15 protein-coding genes and 2 pseudogenes are annotated in these 15,820 nt (G+C 69.0%); 10 read left to right on the top strand and 7 right to left on the bottom strand.

Annotated features, from left to right (window positions below; translation table 11 throughout):
* Both FA740_RS01855 and FA740_RS01850 read right to left on the bottom strand, forming a co-directional pair.
* Nucleotides 1–1,338: an ATP-binding protein gene (locus FA740_RS01855; protein WP_246053404.1), complete on the bottom strand. Its 1,338-nt coding sequence runs from the start codon at nucleotides 1,336–1,338 to the stop codon at nucleotides 1–3.
* Nucleotides 1,338–2,000 carry a winged helix-turn-helix domain-containing protein gene (locus FA740_RS01850; protein WP_136855077.1) on the bottom strand — a complete coding sequence of 221 codons (663 nt, stop codon included), beginning with the start codon at nucleotides 1,998–2,000 and terminating at the stop codon, nucleotides 1,338–1,340. The genes FA740_RS01855 and FA740_RS01850 overlap by 1 nt, the downstream gene beginning before the upstream one ends.
* Nucleotides 2,001–2,086: 86 nt before the next feature.
* Between FA740_RS01850 and FA740_RS01845 the strand changes: the two genes are divergently transcribed.
* From FA740_RS01845 to FA740_RS01835, 3 genes are read left to right on the top strand one after another with little or no spacing between them, the layout of a single operon-like run.
* On the top strand, nucleotides 2,087–2,560 hold the full coding sequence (locus tag FA740_RS01845; protein ID WP_136855076.1) for a L,D-transpeptidase: 474 nt from the start codon (nucleotides 2,087–2,089) through the stop codon (nucleotides 2,558–2,560).
* On the top strand, nucleotides 2,557–3,180 hold the full coding sequence (locus tag FA740_RS01840; RefSeq protein WP_136855075.1) for a DsbA family protein: 624 nt from the start codon (nucleotides 2,557–2,559) through the stop codon (nucleotides 3,178–3,180). Before FA740_RS01845 ends, FA740_RS01840 begins: the two co-directional genes overlap by 4 nt.
* A 58-nt stretch (nucleotides 3,181–3,238) precedes the next feature.
* Nucleotides 3,239–3,787 carry a L,D-transpeptidase gene (locus tag FA740_RS01835; RefSeq protein WP_136855074.1) on the top strand — a complete coding sequence of 183 codons (549 nt, stop codon included), beginning with the start codon at nucleotides 3,239–3,241 and terminating at the stop codon, nucleotides 3,785–3,787.
* On the opposite strand, the gene FA740_RS01830 is transcribed toward FA740_RS01835, so the two are convergent.
* The 5 genes and pseudogenes from FA740_RS01830 to FA740_RS01810 all read right to left on the bottom strand — a co-directional run bounded on the left by FA740_RS01830 (nucleotide 3,780) and on the right by FA740_RS01810 (nucleotide 7,526).
* Nucleotides 3,780–5,534 (bottom strand): SulP family inorganic anion transporter, encoded by a 1,755-nt coding sequence (locus FA740_RS01830; RefSeq protein ID WP_136855073.1) that lies wholly within the window; start codon nucleotides 5,532–5,534, stop codon nucleotides 3,780–3,782. The two genes, FA740_RS01835 and FA740_RS01830, sit on opposite strands and share 8 nt — an antisense overlap.
* A 24-nt stretch (nucleotides 5,535–5,558) precedes the next feature.
* Nucleotides 5,559–6,344, bottom strand: a pseudogene (locus FA740_RS01825) (NAD(P)/FAD-dependent oxidoreductase); the annotation flags it as partial.
* Between the two features lie 8 nt (nucleotides 6,345–6,352).
* Nucleotides 6,353–6,568 (bottom strand): annotated as a pseudogene (locus FA740_RS19985) (MBL fold metallo-hydrolase); the annotation flags it as partial.
* A 9-nt stretch (nucleotides 6,569–6,577) separates the two neighbouring features.
* On the bottom strand, nucleotides 6,578–6,778 hold the full coding sequence (locus tag FA740_RS01815) for a YgaP family membrane protein (RefSeq protein WP_136855072.1): 201 nt from the start codon (nucleotides 6,776–6,778) through the stop codon (nucleotides 6,578–6,580).
* Nucleotides 6,779–6,839: 61 nt separating this feature from the next.
* Nucleotides 6,840–7,526, bottom strand: coding sequence for a Crp/Fnr family transcriptional regulator (locus FA740_RS01810; protein ID WP_136855071.1), 687 nt, complete (start codon nucleotides 7,524–7,526; stop codon nucleotides 6,840–6,842).
* 210 nt (nucleotides 7,527–7,736) lie between these two features.
* Between FA740_RS01810 and FA740_RS01805 the strand changes: the two genes are divergently transcribed.
* From FA740_RS01805 to FA740_RS01775, 7 genes are all read left to right on the top strand, one after another.
* Entirely contained in the window at nucleotides 7,737–8,780 is a 1,044-nt protein-coding gene (locus FA740_RS01805; RefSeq protein ID WP_136855070.1) for an NAD(P)-dependent alcohol dehydrogenase, read from the top strand.
* A 313-nt stretch (nucleotides 8,781–9,093) separates the two neighbouring features.
* Nucleotides 9,094–9,975, top strand: coding sequence for a helix-turn-helix domain-containing protein (locus FA740_RS01800; protein WP_136855069.1), 882 nt, complete (start codon nucleotides 9,094–9,096; stop codon nucleotides 9,973–9,975).
* 94 nt (nucleotides 9,976–10,069) lie between these two features.
* A complete protein-coding gene (locus FA740_RS01795; protein WP_136855068.1) occupies nucleotides 10,070–10,987 on the top strand; it encodes an ABC transporter substrate-binding protein in 918 nt (305 codons plus the stop codon).
* Nucleotides 10,988–11,039: 52 nt separating this feature from the next.
* A complete protein-coding gene (locus FA740_RS01790) occupies nucleotides 11,040–12,542 on the top strand; it encodes a sugar ABC transporter ATP-binding protein (RefSeq protein WP_136855067.1) in 1,503 nt (500 codons plus the stop codon).
* Nucleotides 12,532–13,494: an ABC transporter permease gene (locus FA740_RS01785; protein WP_136855066.1), complete on the top strand. Its 963-nt coding sequence runs from the start codon at nucleotides 12,532–12,534 to the stop codon at nucleotides 13,492–13,494. The genes FA740_RS01790 and FA740_RS01785 overlap by 11 nt, the downstream gene beginning before the upstream one ends.
* Nucleotides 13,494–15,113 carry an FGGY-family carbohydrate kinase gene (locus tag FA740_RS01780; RefSeq protein ID WP_136855261.1) on the top strand — a complete coding sequence of 540 codons (1,620 nt, stop codon included), beginning with the start codon at nucleotides 13,494–13,496 and terminating at the stop codon, nucleotides 15,111–15,113. Before FA740_RS01785 ends, FA740_RS01780 begins: the two co-directional genes overlap by 1 nt.
* Nucleotides 15,097–15,810 carry an SDR family oxidoreductase gene (locus FA740_RS01775; protein WP_136855065.1) on the top strand — a complete coding sequence of 238 codons (714 nt, stop codon included), beginning with the start codon at nucleotides 15,097–15,099 and terminating at the stop codon, nucleotides 15,808–15,810. Before FA740_RS01780 ends, FA740_RS01775 begins: the two co-directional genes overlap by 17 nt.
* Nucleotides 15,811–15,820: the final 10 nt, after the last annotated feature.

The raw sequence follows: 15,820 nt of genomic DNA, 5'->3' as shown, positions 1-15,820 counted from the left end.
CTAGGACCGCTGCGAGGGGACCGGCAGGGTGATCCGCACCGTCTGCCCGCCATCGGGCGCGTCCAGATCCAGCCGGGCGCCCAGATGCGCGACCGCCGCCGCGACGATGGCCAGCCCCAACCCGCTGCCCTGCCCCGTCGCCGCCCGCCCCCGCCAAAAGCGGCGCGTGACCCGGTGGCGGTCCTCCGGCGCGATGCCCGGCCCCTGATCGGTCACCGCCAGGCACAGCCCCGACGCCCCGCGACTGGCGGATACGGTGACCTGCCCCCCGGGCGGGGAATGCTGGATCGCGTTCTCGACCAGGTTGCGCAGGGCGCTGTGCATCAGGACGCGGGGCGCGTGAATTAGGTCCAGCGGCCCAGCCCGGACCACCAGCCGCACCTGCGCGGCGCTGGCCTGGGCCTGGGCCTCCTGCACGATTTCGGCAATCAGGGCGGCGGGGTCCAGCGGGCCTGACGGGGCGGATTCGTGGTCGATCGCGGCCAGCTCCAGCAGCTGGCGCACCATCCGGTCGCTGCGATCGACCGACACGGCGATGGCGTCCAGCGCGCGGTCGCGGGTGGCGGCGTCGGTGGCCCGGCGCGCCACCTGCGCCTGGATGCGCAGACCCGCCAGCGGGGTCTTCAGCTCATGCGCGGCAAAGGCGGTAAAGTCGCGCTCCGTCCGCCGGATCTGGTCAAGTTGCTGGAACAGGCGGTTCAGCGCGCGGCGCACGGGGCGGATTTCACGCGGGTCGCGGGCATCCGGCAGGGGGCGCAGATCGTCGGGACGCCGCGCGCGCAACGCGGCCTCCAGCTGCGCCAGCGGCGCCAGGCCCCGCCCCACCGACAGCCAGATCAACCCTGCCAACAGCGGGAACAGCACCGCCGCGGGCCACAGCAGCCCCGAGACCACCCCGGCGACCAGCCCGTCGCGCATGTCGACCCGGTCGCCCACCATCACCCGCACCCCCAGCTGCTGGTTGCGCACCGCATAGACGCGCCAGGGCACGCCGTCGATGACGGTGGTCGAAAACCCCTCGGTCAGGGCCATGCGCGCATCGGGGGCACCCTGGGATGCGCCGATCAGATCGCCACGCAGCGACCAGATCTGGCAGGACAGCTGACGCGACAGATCCGTCGTGGCGGGCATGGGGACCCGGACCGGACCCTCGGCCTCGACCGCGATCCGTTGGTCCGAGATCAGCGAGCTGACCATATTGGCCGATTCCGCCAGCCGCGCGTCCAGCACGCGTTCGACCTGCGCGCGCGTCGATCCGGCGATCCACAGCACCGCCGACATCCACAGCACCCCCGTCACCAGGGTCAGCACGACGATCAGGCGCAGGCGGATGGACATCACGCCGCCCCCGCCACGCGGTATCCCACGCCGCGCACCGTCTGGATCACGTCGCGGCCCAGCTTGGCGCGCAGGTGGTGGACATGGACCTCGACCGTGTTGCTTTCGACATCCTCCTGCCAGCCATACAGACGCTCCTCCAGTTGGGCGCGCGACAGGATGCGGCCCGGCTGGTCGACCAGCGCATGCAGGATGGCGAATTCGCGCCGCGACAGGCGAAGGGCCGCGCCGTCGCGGGTGGCGGTCAGGGCGGCGGGGTCCAGGTCGATGCCGTTCCAGTGCAGCAGCGGGCGCGCCCGGCCCTGATGGCGGCGCAGCATGGCGCGCAGCCGCGCGGCCAATTCGTCCAGATCGAAGGGCTTGCCCAGGTGATCGTCCGCGCCCGCGTCCAGCCCCTCGACCCGGTCGCGCACCCGGTCGCGGGCGGTCAGCAGCAGCACGGGCAGGGTCTGGCCCGCCGCCCGCATCTCGGCCAGCAGGGTCGTGCCCAGCCCGTCGGGCAGCATCACGTCCAGCACGACCCCCGCGAAATCGCTGTCGCGCAGGGCCGCGCGGGCATCGGCCAGCGTGCCCACCGCATCGGCGGTGAAGCCCGACAGGCCCAGCCCCACGCGCAGCCCATCCGACAGGACCGGGTCATCCTCGACGATCAGCAAACGCATGGCGGTCCTTTCACGATGTCGCGCTGACGGTTTCGTGCATTCACCTTGAGGCTGACTTAAGCTGGGCTTTCCAGTAGCAGCGCGTGATGACACGAATTCTCATACGCTATTCCGTGGGGGTCGGCGCCGCCGGATACGGTTTTACCGGAGAGGCGCACACCCCCTATCAGCGCGACTGGCCACGCTGGACCCCCACCGACGACATGCTGGCCCAGAACCCGGCGCATTACGGACCCTCGGCAGACGGCGTCGAGGGCGGGTTGGAAAACCCGATGGGTGCGCGCGCGCTGTATATCCACAATTCGGGGGGCGACACGTTCTATCGCATCCACGGCACACCCGACCCGCAATCGATCGGCACGGCTTCGTCGGCGGGCTGCATCCGGCTGTTCAACCAGGACATCATCCACCTGGCGGAGAACACCCGCAGCATGGCCAAGGTCGTCGTCCTCAGCCAGGCGCAGACGGGCATGGGCACCACGCAGCCCGGCGCCGCAGCCGCCCCCGTCGCCACCGCCGCCGCATATGACATCACAGACATCACCGGAGGCACGCCATGACTGCCACCCGACGCGCCATCCTGGCCGGGGGCACGGGCCTTGGCGTCGCGGCCCTGGGCGCGGTCGGCCTGTCCCGGTTCCTTGGCACCTCGGCCCGGGATGCGGATGCCCAGGCGGTGCTGTTCGACCCCGATCAGCCGGTGCTGGGCAACCCGCAAGGCGACGTCACCGTGGCCGAGTTCTTTGACTATCAGTGCCCCTTCTGCAAGCGCGGCCATGACGACCTGATGGCCGAGATCGCGGCGGACGGAAACGTGCGGCTGATCATGAAGGACTGGCCGATCCTGGGCGCAACCTCGGTCCTGGCGGCGCAGATGGTGCTGGGCGCGGACCGCTATGCCGATGCGCAGGCCGCGCTGATGGCCACCCCCGGCCGCCTGACCGAGGATGACCTGCGCCGCACGCTTGGCGCGGCGGGGTTCGACCCGCAGGCGCTGCTGGCCGCCTATGGGCGCGACCGGGCGCGGTGGGACGGGCTGATCGGGCGCAACGCGCAGCATGCGGCGGGGCTGGGGCTGCAGGGCACGCCGGCCTTCATCGTCGGGCGCACGACCCATGCGGGCGCGCTGGACCGCGCCGCCCTGCGCGGGGCCATCGCCACCGCCCGCCGTGCGGCCTGAACCGGCGCGGCCAAGGTCGCGCCAGGAAACCCAAACCGACCACGACAAGGAACGACAGATGACAGCATTGACCCGACGCCGCACGCTTGGCCTGATGATTGCCGCGGGGCTGGCCGCCCCGGCGCTGGCCCGCGCGCAGGGCGGCCCGGACCGCAATGCCAGCGGCTTTACCATGCAGCGCTGGCAGGACCATTTCGACAGCCTGGGCCAGGGGGTGATCGTCTGCGACACCCGGTCGCGCGCGCTGCATTTCTGGTCGGGCGACGGGCAGACGCACCGGATCTATCCGACCTCGGTCCCGCTGTCGGAGGAGCTGACCAAGCGCGGCCGCACCGAGATCGTGCGCAAGGTCGAGGGGCCCAGCTGGACCCCCACCGCCTCGATGATGGAGCGGTTTCCCCATTACCGCCCCATGGGGCCGGGACCGGACAACCCGCTTGGCACGCATGCGATGTATCTGTCCTGGCCCGCCTATCTGATCCACGGCACGCATGACACGCGCAAGATCGGGCGGCTGTCGTCGGACGGCTGCATCGGCCTGTATAACGAAAAGATCGAGGAGCTGTTCGCCATGAGCCCGGTCGGCACCCAGGTCCGCATCATCTGACCGGGGCGGGGGGTGGGGGCTGTCGCACGATGACCCCCTGCCCCCGCAGCGCCTCCCAGGCCTCGTATTGCGACAGGAACACCCGGCCGGTCAGATGGGCCAGGAAATCGGTCGATTTCAGACGGTCCATCACCGGGCCCTTGACCTCGGACAGGTGCAGGGTGATGCCCATCGTGTGCAGGCGATGGGCGATCGCCTCCAGGCTCTCCAGCGCGCTGAGGTCGATCTCGTTCACGGCCGAACACATCAGCACGACATGGCGCAGCGAACAGTCGGGCGTCACCCGGTCGGCCACGTGATCCTCCAGGAACCGGGCATTGGCGAAATACAGGCTTTCGTCGATGCGCAGCGTCAGGACGGCGTCGTCGGTCTGGACCGCGTGGCGCAGGATGTTGCGGAAATGCTGGGTGCCGGGGACCAGCCCCACCTCGGCCACATGCGGGCGCGACGATTTGTACAGATGCAGCGCCACCGAAAGCAGCACGCCCGCCGACACGCCCACCTCGACCCCCAGGGTCAGGGTCAGCAGGATGGTCGCGGCCACGGCCAGGAAATCGGTGCGCGAATAGGCCCAGGCCCGGCGCAGGATCCCCAGATCGACCAGCGACAGCACCGCCACGATGATCGTCGCGGCCAGCGTGGCGATGGGCAGGTCGTGGATCAGCGGCGTCAGCGCCAGCGCGGCGATGGCCAGCCCGATGGCGGTGAACGCGCCCGCCGCCGCGGTCGCCGCGCCCGCATCGAAATTCACCACCGACCGGGCAAAGCCGCCGGTGACGGGCATTCCCCCTGTAAAGGCCGCGCCCAGGTTGGCGGCGCCCAGGCCGATCAGCTCCTGATCCGGGTCGATGCGCTGACGGCGCCGGGCGGCCAGCGTCTGCGCGACCGAGACGGATTCCACGAACCCGATGACCGAGATCAGCAGCGCCGGAACCAGCAGCAGGCCGATCAGGTCGGGTGACAGCGACGGCAGGGTCAGCGGCGGCAGGCCCTGCGGGACCACGCCCACGACCCGCACGCCCTGCGCCTGCAGGTCCAGCAGGCTGACCGCCAGCGTGCTGGCCACGACCGCCAGCACCGGCCCGGCCTTGGTCACGATATCGGCGGCGCGTGGCCTCAGCCCCGCGCGGCGCAACAGTGGCTTCAGCCCCCGCCGCACCCAGAACAGGAACCCCGTGGCCGCCACCCCGATGATCAGCGTGACCGGGTTTGTCTGCGGCAGCGCGCCGATCAGGGCCATCACCATCTCGGGCAGGGTATGGCCGCCCGCGCTGACGCCCAGGATATGGCTGGTCTGGCTGACCGCGATCAGGATGCCCGATGCGGTGATGAACCCCGCGATGACCGGATGGGACAGGAAATTGGCCAGGAAACCCAGCCTCAGCACGCCCATCAGCACCAGGATCGCGCCCGACAGAAAGGCCAGCGTCAGCGCCGCGACGCCATAGCCCATGCTGCCCTGTTCGGCGATGGCGCCGATGGCGGCGGCGGTCATCAGCGACACGACCGCAACCGGCCCCACCGCCAGCGCCCGGCTGGTCCCGAACACCGCATAAAGGATGATCGGCGCGATCGAGGCGTAAAGCCCCGCCTGCGGCGGCAGCCCCGCCAGCAGCGCATAGGCCAGCGATTGCGGGATCAGCATGATCGTCACGATCACCGCCGCCAGCAGGTCGTCGGACAGGGTCTGGCGGTCGTAGTGACGGCCCCAGGTCAGGATCGGGAAATAGTTGCGCAGGGTCTTCAATTCGGGCGTCCGTTCAAAGTTGTCTTACTCTGCCGCGATCGGGTCGGGCTTGGCCAGCCATTCCCGACCGCGCAGCATGCCCTGCCAATAGACGGGCGGCAGGATTCGCTCCTTCAGCCACCAGGCGCGGCGCGTGGGCTTGGTGCCGTCCAGCAGCGCGCGCGGAAAGCTGGGCAGCAGCTTGCCGCCATAGCCGAATTCGGCCAGCACGATCTTGCCGCGCTCGACCGTCAGAGGGCACGAGCCGTAGCCGTCATATTGCGACACGGCCGGTCGCCCGTCGATATCGGCGACCAGGTTGTCGGCCACGACCGGGGCCTGCATCCGCGCCGCGGCGGCGGTCTTGGCGTTGGGCGCGTTCATCACGTCGCCCAGGGACCAGATGTTCTCATGCGCCTTGTGGCGCAGGGTGGCGGGGTCCACATCGACCCAACCCGCCGCATCCGCCAGCGGAGACACGCGGATGAAGTCCGGCGCGGTCTGGGGCGGCGTGACGTGGATCATGTCGAAATCGACCTGAACCTCGCGCGCGGGCTGGTCGGGTTCGGTGACAGTGAACCAAGCCTTGCGGGCCGGGCCGTCGATGCGGGTCAGGGTGTGGTGGAAATTCAGCGTCGCGTCGTACTTGCGCACATACTCCATCAGCGCGGGGACGTAGTCCTTGACCCCGAACAGCACCCCGCCGGCATTCATGAACTGGATGTCGATGTCCTTGAGAACGCCCGCCCGGTGCCAGGCATCGCCCGACAGGTACATGGCCTTTTGCGGCGCGCCCGCGCATTTGATCGGCATGGGGGGCTGGGTAAAGACCGTCGACGGCCCAACGCCTGCTGGACATAGGGCGCGGCGGACAGATGATCGGCATGGTCATAGGTGATGCGACCGGCGGCATAGTCGATGTCCATGACGGAATCGACAACCGAGCAGGCATCGCTCGCCGGGTTCTGGACGACATGCGTGATCGCGTTGGTGGCCACGTCGAAAAAGCCGGTGACCTCGGGGCGGATATCTAGTTCCACGGGGTATGGGGTCATGACAGGTCCTCAGCGGCGGCAGGTGCGCAGGCCGAACAGGGTGTAGAGGGGACAGAACCGGATGGCGGCGGTTCCCGCCATCACGATGCCCGCGACCAGGGCCGCCACGCGCAGCGCGCCGTCCAGACCGGCCAGCAAGGCCAGCGCGATCAGGATGACGCCCAGGGCCAGGCGCAGGGCGCGGTCGGTGGTGCCGATATTGGGTCGCATGAGGGGCCTCCTGCCAATGGGTTTCCCCGTGATGGCATGGCGCGGGCGGCCCTGTCGGTGACTATGTCACGCTGGCGCGCCAATTCGCGTCCTGGGCCGCCAGCCCGGTCAGCGCCGCCCGGTCCGACAGGTTGATCGCGCCGCGGGTCAAGCCGATCCAGCCGCGGCGCTGGAATTCGGCCAGCTGCCGCGACACGACCTCGCGGGCGGTGCCCAGCTCGGATGCCAGCTGCTGATGCGTCACGCGCAGCTGATCCGCGCCCCGCGACAGATCGACCAGCTTCTGCGCCAGGCGGATGTCCATGCGCTGAAAGGCGATCTCCTCGATCACCTGGAACAGGTCGGTGATGCGCCGGGCATAGGCGGTGAAGATGAAGGTGCGGAACGCCACCGACGACGCCACCAGATCGTCGAACACCCCGCGCGGGATGGCGGCGGCGCGGATCGCGGTCTCGGCGATGCCCTCGGCGGAATAGTCGTCATAGGCCAGCAGGCAGGCCGTGGTCATCACGCAGCTTTCGCCCGCCTCGACCCGGTACAGCACGATCTCGCGGCCCTGCTCGGATACCTGCTGGACGCGCACCCGCCCCTCCAGCAACAAAAGCAGGCTGTCGGGCGCCTTGCCCGGCCCAAAGATCACGGTGCCCTGGGGAACGCTTACCACGGTGCTTTTGTCGCGCAGGGTGGCGCGCACGCTGTCCTCCAGCCGCGACAGGCCGGGAAAGCGGTCGGTCCAATCCTCGATCATCGCGGCACTCCCTGGTTCGGCCTTCATCCTGGGGCCTGCGCGCGGGGCATACAACGCCAAAGGAGCCATCCCCTGCGCAGATCCCCGCCCCGCATCGGTAGAATTTTGCCGCCTGCGCAAATTTTTGCGCCCAAAGCCCCGGCGCCAATTTACATTTGCGCGCCACGCACGCTTGATCGCGGTCGGATCGCAGATACGGGGGGAATGACGATGGACACTTCACTGGTGCTGGAGGAAAGGGGCCGCCTGTCGCTGCGCCCCATCGATGCGGGGCGGCCGATGACGCCCAATGACGTGCGCATCGCGGTCCATACCGTGGGCATCTGCGGGTCGGACGTGCATTACTATACCCACGGCAAGATCGGCCCCTTTGTCGTCGAACAGCCGATGGTGCTGGGCCACGAGGCCTCCGGCACAGTGATCGAGGTCGGCCAGGCCGTCACCCACCTGAAGGTCGGCGACCGCGTCTGCATGGAGCCCGGCATCCCCGACCCCACATCGCGCGCGGCCAAGCTGGGGATCTACAATGTCGATCCGGCGGTGCAGTTCTGGGCCACGCCGCCGGTCCATGGCTGCCTGACGCCGCAGGTCGTGCACCCGGCGGCCTATACCTATGCCCTGCCCGACAGCGTGTCCTTTGCCCAGGGCGCGATGGTCGAACCCTTTGCCATCGGCATGCAGGCGGCGTCACGCGCGCGCATCCAGCCGGGCGACATCGCGCTGGTGACCGGCGCGGGGCCCATCGGGATGATGACCGCGCTGGCCGCCCTGGCCGGGGGATGCGCCAAGGTCTATGTCTCGGATCTGGCGCAGCCCAAGCTGGACATCATCGGCGCCTATCCGGGCATCGAGACGATCAACATACGCACCACCCCCGCGGCAGAGGCCATCGCCCAGGCCACGAACGGCTGGGGCGCGGACGTGGTGTTCGAATGCTCGGGCGCGGCGCCCGCGATCCTTGGCCTGCCCCAGCTGGCGCGTCCGGGCGGCACGGTCGTGCTGGTCGGCATGCCGGTCGATCCGGTGCCGGTCGACATCGTCGGCCTGCAGGCCCGCGAGCTGCGGGTGGAAACCGTGTTTCGCTATGCCAACATGTATGACCGCGCCATCGCGCTGATCGCGGCGGGCAAGGTCGACCTGACGCCGCTGATCTCGGCCACGCTGCCCTTTGCCGACAGCATCGCGGCCTTTGACCGCGCGGTCGAGGCACGCGACACCGACGTCAAGATCCAGATCGAAATGCCCGCCCCCTGACCGCAGACCTGCCGAAAAGTATAGGTCCGCACTGGACCGATCCGCATGGCCGCATCCCCCGGGACGCGGCCATTTGCGTCCGATCAGGCGCAGTGCGTGCTAAAAATGCTGCGGGGCAGCATCGCCGCGCAGGGAAATGACCGCGTCGCGCCCGAACGCCGATGAAATTCCGGCGCGGCGTGTCAAAAAAGTATCAGAACTTTTCCCGTGAGGTCGTGGCTGCCCGCGGGCGATGCGTGCTAGTCATGATGCAGCGCCTGGAGGGGCACGGATCGTCACGGCGACCGGTGCTGGCGCGGAAGGGAGGAGGTCGATGCAGCCTGATCTGGAGCTGGTTCACATCCGCAAGGGTGAATCCTTTGCCGCGTGGAAGCACGGCTATCCGTTCCGCACGGTGCGCTGGCATTTCCACCCCGAATACGAGATCCACCTGGTCGTGGCGACCTCGGGGCGGTTCTATATCGGCGATCACATCGGCGATTTCGGCCCCGGACAGCTGATCATGACCGGCCCGAACCTGCCCCAGAACTGGATCAGCGACATCCGCCCCGGAGAGATCATTCCTTGCCGGACCGAGGTGATCCAGTTCCCCGAAAGCTTTGTCGAGCAGGCCCGCGCCTTCCCCGAGATGGACAGCGTCCAGACCCTGCTGGAGCGCAGCCGCCGCGGCCTGCTGTTCGACGACGCGACATCGCGCGCGGTCCGCCCGCTGATGCGCGCCCTGATCGAGGCGCGGGGCGTGCGCAGGCTGGGGCTGTTCTTCCAGATCCTGGACCTTTTGGCCCATGCGCCGAAATCGCAGGTGCTGGCCAGCCTCAGCTTTGTGCTGGACATGCAGCGGGCCGGGGAATCCGACATGAACCGCGCGCTGGCCCATCTGCGCGGGAACCTGCTGGACCCGGTCAGCGAGACCGAGCTGGCCCGCCTGACCGGCCAGAGCGTGAGCGCGTTCTCACGCTCGTTCAAGCGCCATACCGGGACGACGCTGGTGCGCTATCGCAACCAGATGCGGATCGACCTGGCCTGCCACATGCTGCTGTCGGACCCCGATGCCAGGGTCGCCGACATCTGCTTTGACGTGGGGTTCTCGAACCTGTCGAACTTCAACCGCCATTTCCTCAAGCTGAAGGGCATGGCGCCATCGGAATTCCGCGCGACCTTCGCGGCCCAGCAGACGATCCGCATGGCCGGCTGAGACGCGCCCCTCACCCCATACCCTGCGAACGCGGACCCCTGAGGCCCGCGGCCGGAGGGGGACTGCCCACTGACCAAGAAACGGGAGGACTATCATGAACACCTTGCTCAAGACCGCATCCGCCGCCGCGCTGGCGCTGGCCGCCACCGGCGGGATCGCCGCCGCCCAGGACGACCAGCTGACCATCGGCATGACGTTCCAGGAGATGAACAACCCTTATTTCGTCTCCATGCAGGAGGCCCTGAACGAGGCCGCGGCCCAGATCGGCGCCCGCGTCATCGTGACCGATGCGGGCCATGACGTGGCCAAGCAGATCTCGGACGTGGAGGACATGCTGCAGCAGGGCATCGACATCCTGCTGCTGAACCCGACCGACAGCGCGGGCGTGGAATCGGCCGTGCGCATGGCCAAGGATCAGGGCGTGATCGTGGTCGCGGTCGATGCCAACGCGAACGGCCCCGTCGACACCTTTGTCGGCTCCAAGAACCGCGACGCGGGCTATCAGTCCTGCGCCTATCTGGCCGAGGCCCTGGGCGGCCAAGGCGAGGTCGCCATTCTGGACGGCATCCCGGTCGTGCCGATCCTGCAGCGCGTCGAGGGCTGCCAGGAGGCGCTGTCCGAACATGAGGGCATCACCCTGGTCACAACCCAGAACGGCCGTCAGGACCGCTCGGTCGCCCTGGGCGTGGTCGAGAACATGATCCAGTCGCATCCGAACCTGGCGGGCATCTTCTCGGTCAACGATGGCGGCGCGATGGGTGCGCTGGCCGCGATCCAGGGGTCGGGCCGCGACATCAAGCTGACCTCGGTCGACGGCGCCCCCGAGGCGGTGCAGGCCATCGCCGATGGCGGCCCGTTCATCCAGACCACCGCGCAGTTCCCGCGCGATCAGGTCCGCGTGGGCCTGGGCATGGCGCTGGCGCAATACTGGGGCGCCCGCGTGGTGCCCACCGAGGTGCCGATCGACGTGCGCACGGTCGACGCCGAAAACGCCGCTGATTTCAGCTGGTGATGAACCCGGCCGTGCCCCCTGTCGGGGCGCGGCCAAACGAAAGGCGGGCAGGATGCTGGAACTCAGGGGAATACGCAAAAGCTTTGGCCGGATCGAGGTCCTGCACGGGGTGGACCTGCATGTCCGCGCCGGAGAGGTGCACGCCCTGCTGGGCGAGAACGGCGCCGGCAAATCGACGCTGATGAAGATCGTCAGTGGCATCATCCAGCCCTCCGACGGGCAGATCCTGATCGACGGAGAGGTCCGCAGCTTTGCCACCTATGACGCGGCGATCGCGGCGGGCGTGGGCATCGTGTTCCAGGAATTCAGCCTGATCCCCGGCCTGACCGCCGTCGAGAACATGTTCCTGGGCCGAGAGCTGCGCGGCCCCCTGGGCCTGCTGGACCGCAAGGCGATGCGCGCCCGCGCGCAGGCGATCCTGCGGACGCTGGAGGTCGACCTGCCGCTGGACGTGCCCATCGCGCGCCTGTCGGTCGCCGAACAGCAATTCGTGGAAATCGCCAAGGCGCTGTCGCTGGACGCGCGCATCCTGGTGCTGGACGAACCCACCGCCACCCTGACCCCGTCCGAGACCGAGCACCTGTTCAAGGTCATGCGCGAATTGCGCGCGGCGGGCGTGGCGATCGTCTTCATCTCTCATCACCTCGACGAGATCTTCGAGATCTGCGACCGCATCACTGTCCTGCGCGACGGCGAATTCGTCGGCAGCACCGACGTCGCCGACGTCACCATCGACCGCCTGGTCGAGATGATGGTCGGTCGCCGCATCGAGAACAGCTTTCCCCCCAAGCCCGCGCCCGACCCCGATGCCCGCATCGTGCTGGAGGCGGTCGCGGTGCAGCTGCGGCGCGGCGGCCCGGTGTCGTCCTTCCAGCTGCGCGCCGGAGAGATCCTGGGTTTTGCCGGGCTGGTGGGCTCGGGGCGCACGGAAACTGTCCTGTCGATCCTGGGCGAATACGGCGCCGCGCGCTGCACCCTGCGGGTCGAGGGCGTGGAAAAGCGCCTGCATGACGCCGCCGACGGGCTGGCCCACGGCATCGGCCTTTTGCCCGAAAGCCGCAAGGAACAGGGGCTGATCACGCCGTTTTCCATCCTGCAGAACGTGTCGCTGAACAATTACGGCAAATACCGCCAGGGCCACTGGTTCATCGACTTCAAGAAGGAGCTGGCCTGCACCCGCACCGCGATGGAGCAGGTCCGCGTCAAGGCCCAAGGCGCCCGCGCCCGCGTCGACACCCTGTCGGGCGGCAATCAGCAAAAGGTCGTCATCGCCCGCTGGCTGAACCACGACATGCGCATCCTGATCTTTGACGAACCCACCCGCGGCATCGATGTCGGCGCCAAGGCCGAGATCTATCAGCTGATGCGCCAGTTCACGGCGCAGGGATACGCCATCATCATGATCTCCTCTGAGCTGCCTGAAATCATCGGCATGGCCGACCGGGTCTGCGTCTTTCGATCCGGCGGCATCGTGGCCACGGTCGAGGGGGACGCCATCACCTCGGAACAGATCATGACACACGCCACCACCGGAAAGGTCCACCATGTCGCATGACGCAAACACCGCAAGACACCGCGCCCTGGACTGGCTGCTGCATTCGCCGCTGGCCCTGCCTCTGGTCGGGCTGATCGTCGTATCGGTCATGATGGCCTTTGCCAGCGACAACTTCTTTACCGTGAACAACATCCTGAACGTGCTGCGGCAGGTGTCGGTCGTGGGCATCCTGGCGGTGGGCATGACCTTTGTCATCCTGACCGGCGGGATCGACCTGTCGGTCGGCGCGGTCATGGCGCTGGCGGGCACGGTCGCGGCGGGTCTGATGGTGAACATGGGGCTGCACGGGGGCCTGGGCATCGCCGCCGCCCTGATGGTGGGCACGGGCCTGGGCGTCTTCAACGGCGTGATGGTCGCCTGGGGCAAGATGCCCGCGATCATCGTGACGCTGGCCACGATGGGCATCGCGCGGGGGCTGGGGCTGATCTATTCGGGCGGCTATCCGATCAGCGGGCTGCCGGGCTGGGTGTCGTGGTTCGGCGTGGGCCGGGTGGGCATCATCCCGGTCCCGGTCATCATCATGGTCATCGTCTATGCGCTGGCCTGGGTGCTGCTGCAGCGCACGCCCTTTGGCCGCCACGTCTATGCCATCGGCGGGAACGAGACCGCCGCCCGCCTGTCGGGCGTGCGCACGCGGCGGGTCAAGCTGGCGGTCTATGCCATTTCCGGACTGACCGCGTCGCTGGCCGCGATCGTGCTGACCGGCCGCCTGATGAGCGGCCAGCCCAACGCCGGTGTGGGCTTTGAGCTGGACGCCATCGCCGCCGTGGTTCTGGGCGGCACTGCCATCGCGGGCGGGCGCGGGCTGATCCTGGGCACATTGATCGGGGCGGTGCTGCTGGGCATCCTGAACAACGGCCTGAACCTGATGGGCATCAACCCCTACATGCAGGACGTGATCAAGGGCCTGATCATCCTGCTGGCGATCTATATCGGGCGGGAATGGCGATGATGGGCCGATATCTGATCGGCATCGATGTCGGTACCGGATCGGCACGGGCGGGCGTCTTTGACGCCACGGGCGCGGCGCTTGGCACCGGAAAATGCGACATCGCCATGCACCGCCCCGACGGGGTGATCGCCGAACAGTCCAGCGCGCAGGTCTGGGACGCGGTCTGCACCGCCACCCGCGCCGCCGTGGCGCAGGCCGGGATCGACCCGGCCCATGTGGTGGGCATCGGGTTCGACGCGACCTGCTCGCTGGTGGTGGTGAGCGATACGCCCTTGGGCGTGGGTGACCCCGCCCATCCCGACCGCGACATCATCGTCTGGATGGACCACCGCGCGGTCGATCAGGCGGCCCGCATCAATGCAGGCGGGCACGATGTCCTGCGCTATGTCGGCGGGCGCATCTCGCCCGAGATGGAGACGCCCAAGCTGCTGTGGCTGCGCGAGAACCGGCCCCAGGTCTTTGACGCGGCACGTCATTTCTTCGACCTGACCGATTTCCTGACCTGGAAGGCCACGGACAGCACCGCCCGTTCGACCTGCACGGTGACCTGCAAATGGACCTATCTGGCGCATGAGGGCCGGTGGGATGCGGACTATTTCCGCGCCATCGGTCTGGACGTGCTGGCCGACGAAGGGTTCGCCCGCATCGGCACCCAGGTCGTGCCGCCCGCCACCCCCCTTGGCGCGGGTCTGACCGCCGATGCGGCGCGCGCGATGGGCCTGCGCGCGGGCATCGCGGTCGGCGCCGGGCTGATCGACGCGCATGCGGGCGGGGTCGGCACGGTCGCCGCCATGGGCGATGCGGTGGGCACGGTGGGCTATGTGTTCGGCACGTCTTCCTGCACCATGACCACGACGCGGGAACCGGCCTTCGTGCCGGGCGTGTGGGGGCCGTATTTCTCGGCCATGGTGCCCGGCATGTGGCTGAACGAGGGCGGGCAGTCGGTCGCGGGTGCTGCCATCGACCACCTGCTGCGCCTGCACCCCGCCCATGACCGGGCGGCCGACGCCGCCCGCGCGCAGGGTCAGTCCCTGCCCGAATGGCTGGCGGGCCAGGCCGCCCCCGACGCCGTGCGGCAGGCCGCCCACCTGCATGTGGTGCCCGAATTCCTGGGCAACCGCGCGCCTTTTGCCGACCCCCATGCCCGCGCCATCATCAGCGGCCAGGGAATGGAGACGGACCTGGCGTCGCTGGTGTCGCTGTACGTCGCGGGGATCTGCGGGTTGGGTTACGGCCTGCGCCAGATCACCGCGACGCAGGCCGCCCACGGGGCCCCGGTCGCGCGCATCGCCATCAGCGGCGGCGCAGGCCGCCATCCGCGCATCCGCCAGTTGCTGGCCGATGCGACCGGCCTGCCCGTCGATGCCGCGGCGGCGGATGAGCCCGTGCTGCTGGGCGCGGCCATGCTGGGCGCGGTCGCGGGTGGGGTGTTTCCCGACCTGGCCTCGGCCATGCCCGCCATGTCGCGCGTCCTGACCACCCATCACCCCGACCCCGACAGCCAGCGCCTGCATGCCGCACGCTATCGGGCGTTTCTGACGCTTCAGGCCACCGCCCGCGACCTGCGCGGCGATATCGGCGCCGCATTGAGAGGAGATCACGATGCCCTTCACGGATAGATCCGTCATCATCACCGGCGCGGGCAAGGGCATCGGCCGGGCCACCGCCATCCTGCTGGCCGAACGCGGCGCGCGGGTCACGGCCATCAGCCGCACGCAGTCCGACCTGGACAGCCTGGACGCCCGGGCCATCGTCGCGGACCTGTCCGACCCGGCGGCTGCGCGCGACGCGATGGCCCAGGCCGGGACCTGCGATTTCCTGGTCAACTGCGCGGGCACCAACGTGCTGGAGGGCCTGCTGGACCTGACCGATGCCGGCTATGACGCGGTGATGAACATCAACCTGCGCAGCGCGCTGATCTGCGCGCAGGAATTCGCGCGCGCCCGGATCGCCGCGGGCGGCGGCGGCGCCATCGTCAACGTCACCAGCATCGCGGGCCATCGCGGTTTCCCGGACCACGTCGCCTATGCCGCCTCCAAGGCCGGGCTGGAGGGCGCGACCCGCGTCATGGCGCGCGAACTGGGTCCCCACGGCATCCGCGCCGTGGCCATCGCGCCGACCGTCACACTGACCGAACTGGCCGCCGCCGCCTGGAGCGCGCCGGCCAAGCGCGACCCGATGATGGCCCGCCACCCGATGGGCCGCTTTGCCGAGGCGGAGGACGTCGCCCGCGCCATCGCCCTGCTGCTGTCGGACGACGCGGGCCTGATCACCGGGGCGGTCCTGCCCCTTGACGGCGGCTTTCTGGCCGTCTGACCGAACACAT

Origin of the sequence: Paracoccus hibiscisoli (genome assembly GCF_005048265.1) — a bacterium.
In the GTDB taxonomy this organism is placed as follows: domain Bacteria; phylum Pseudomonadota; class Alphaproteobacteria; order Rhodobacterales; family Rhodobacteraceae; genus Paracoccus; species Paracoccus hibiscisoli.
The sequence above is the reverse complement of the archived record's forward strand: the minus strand, read 5'-3'. Positions and strand labels throughout refer to the sequence as shown.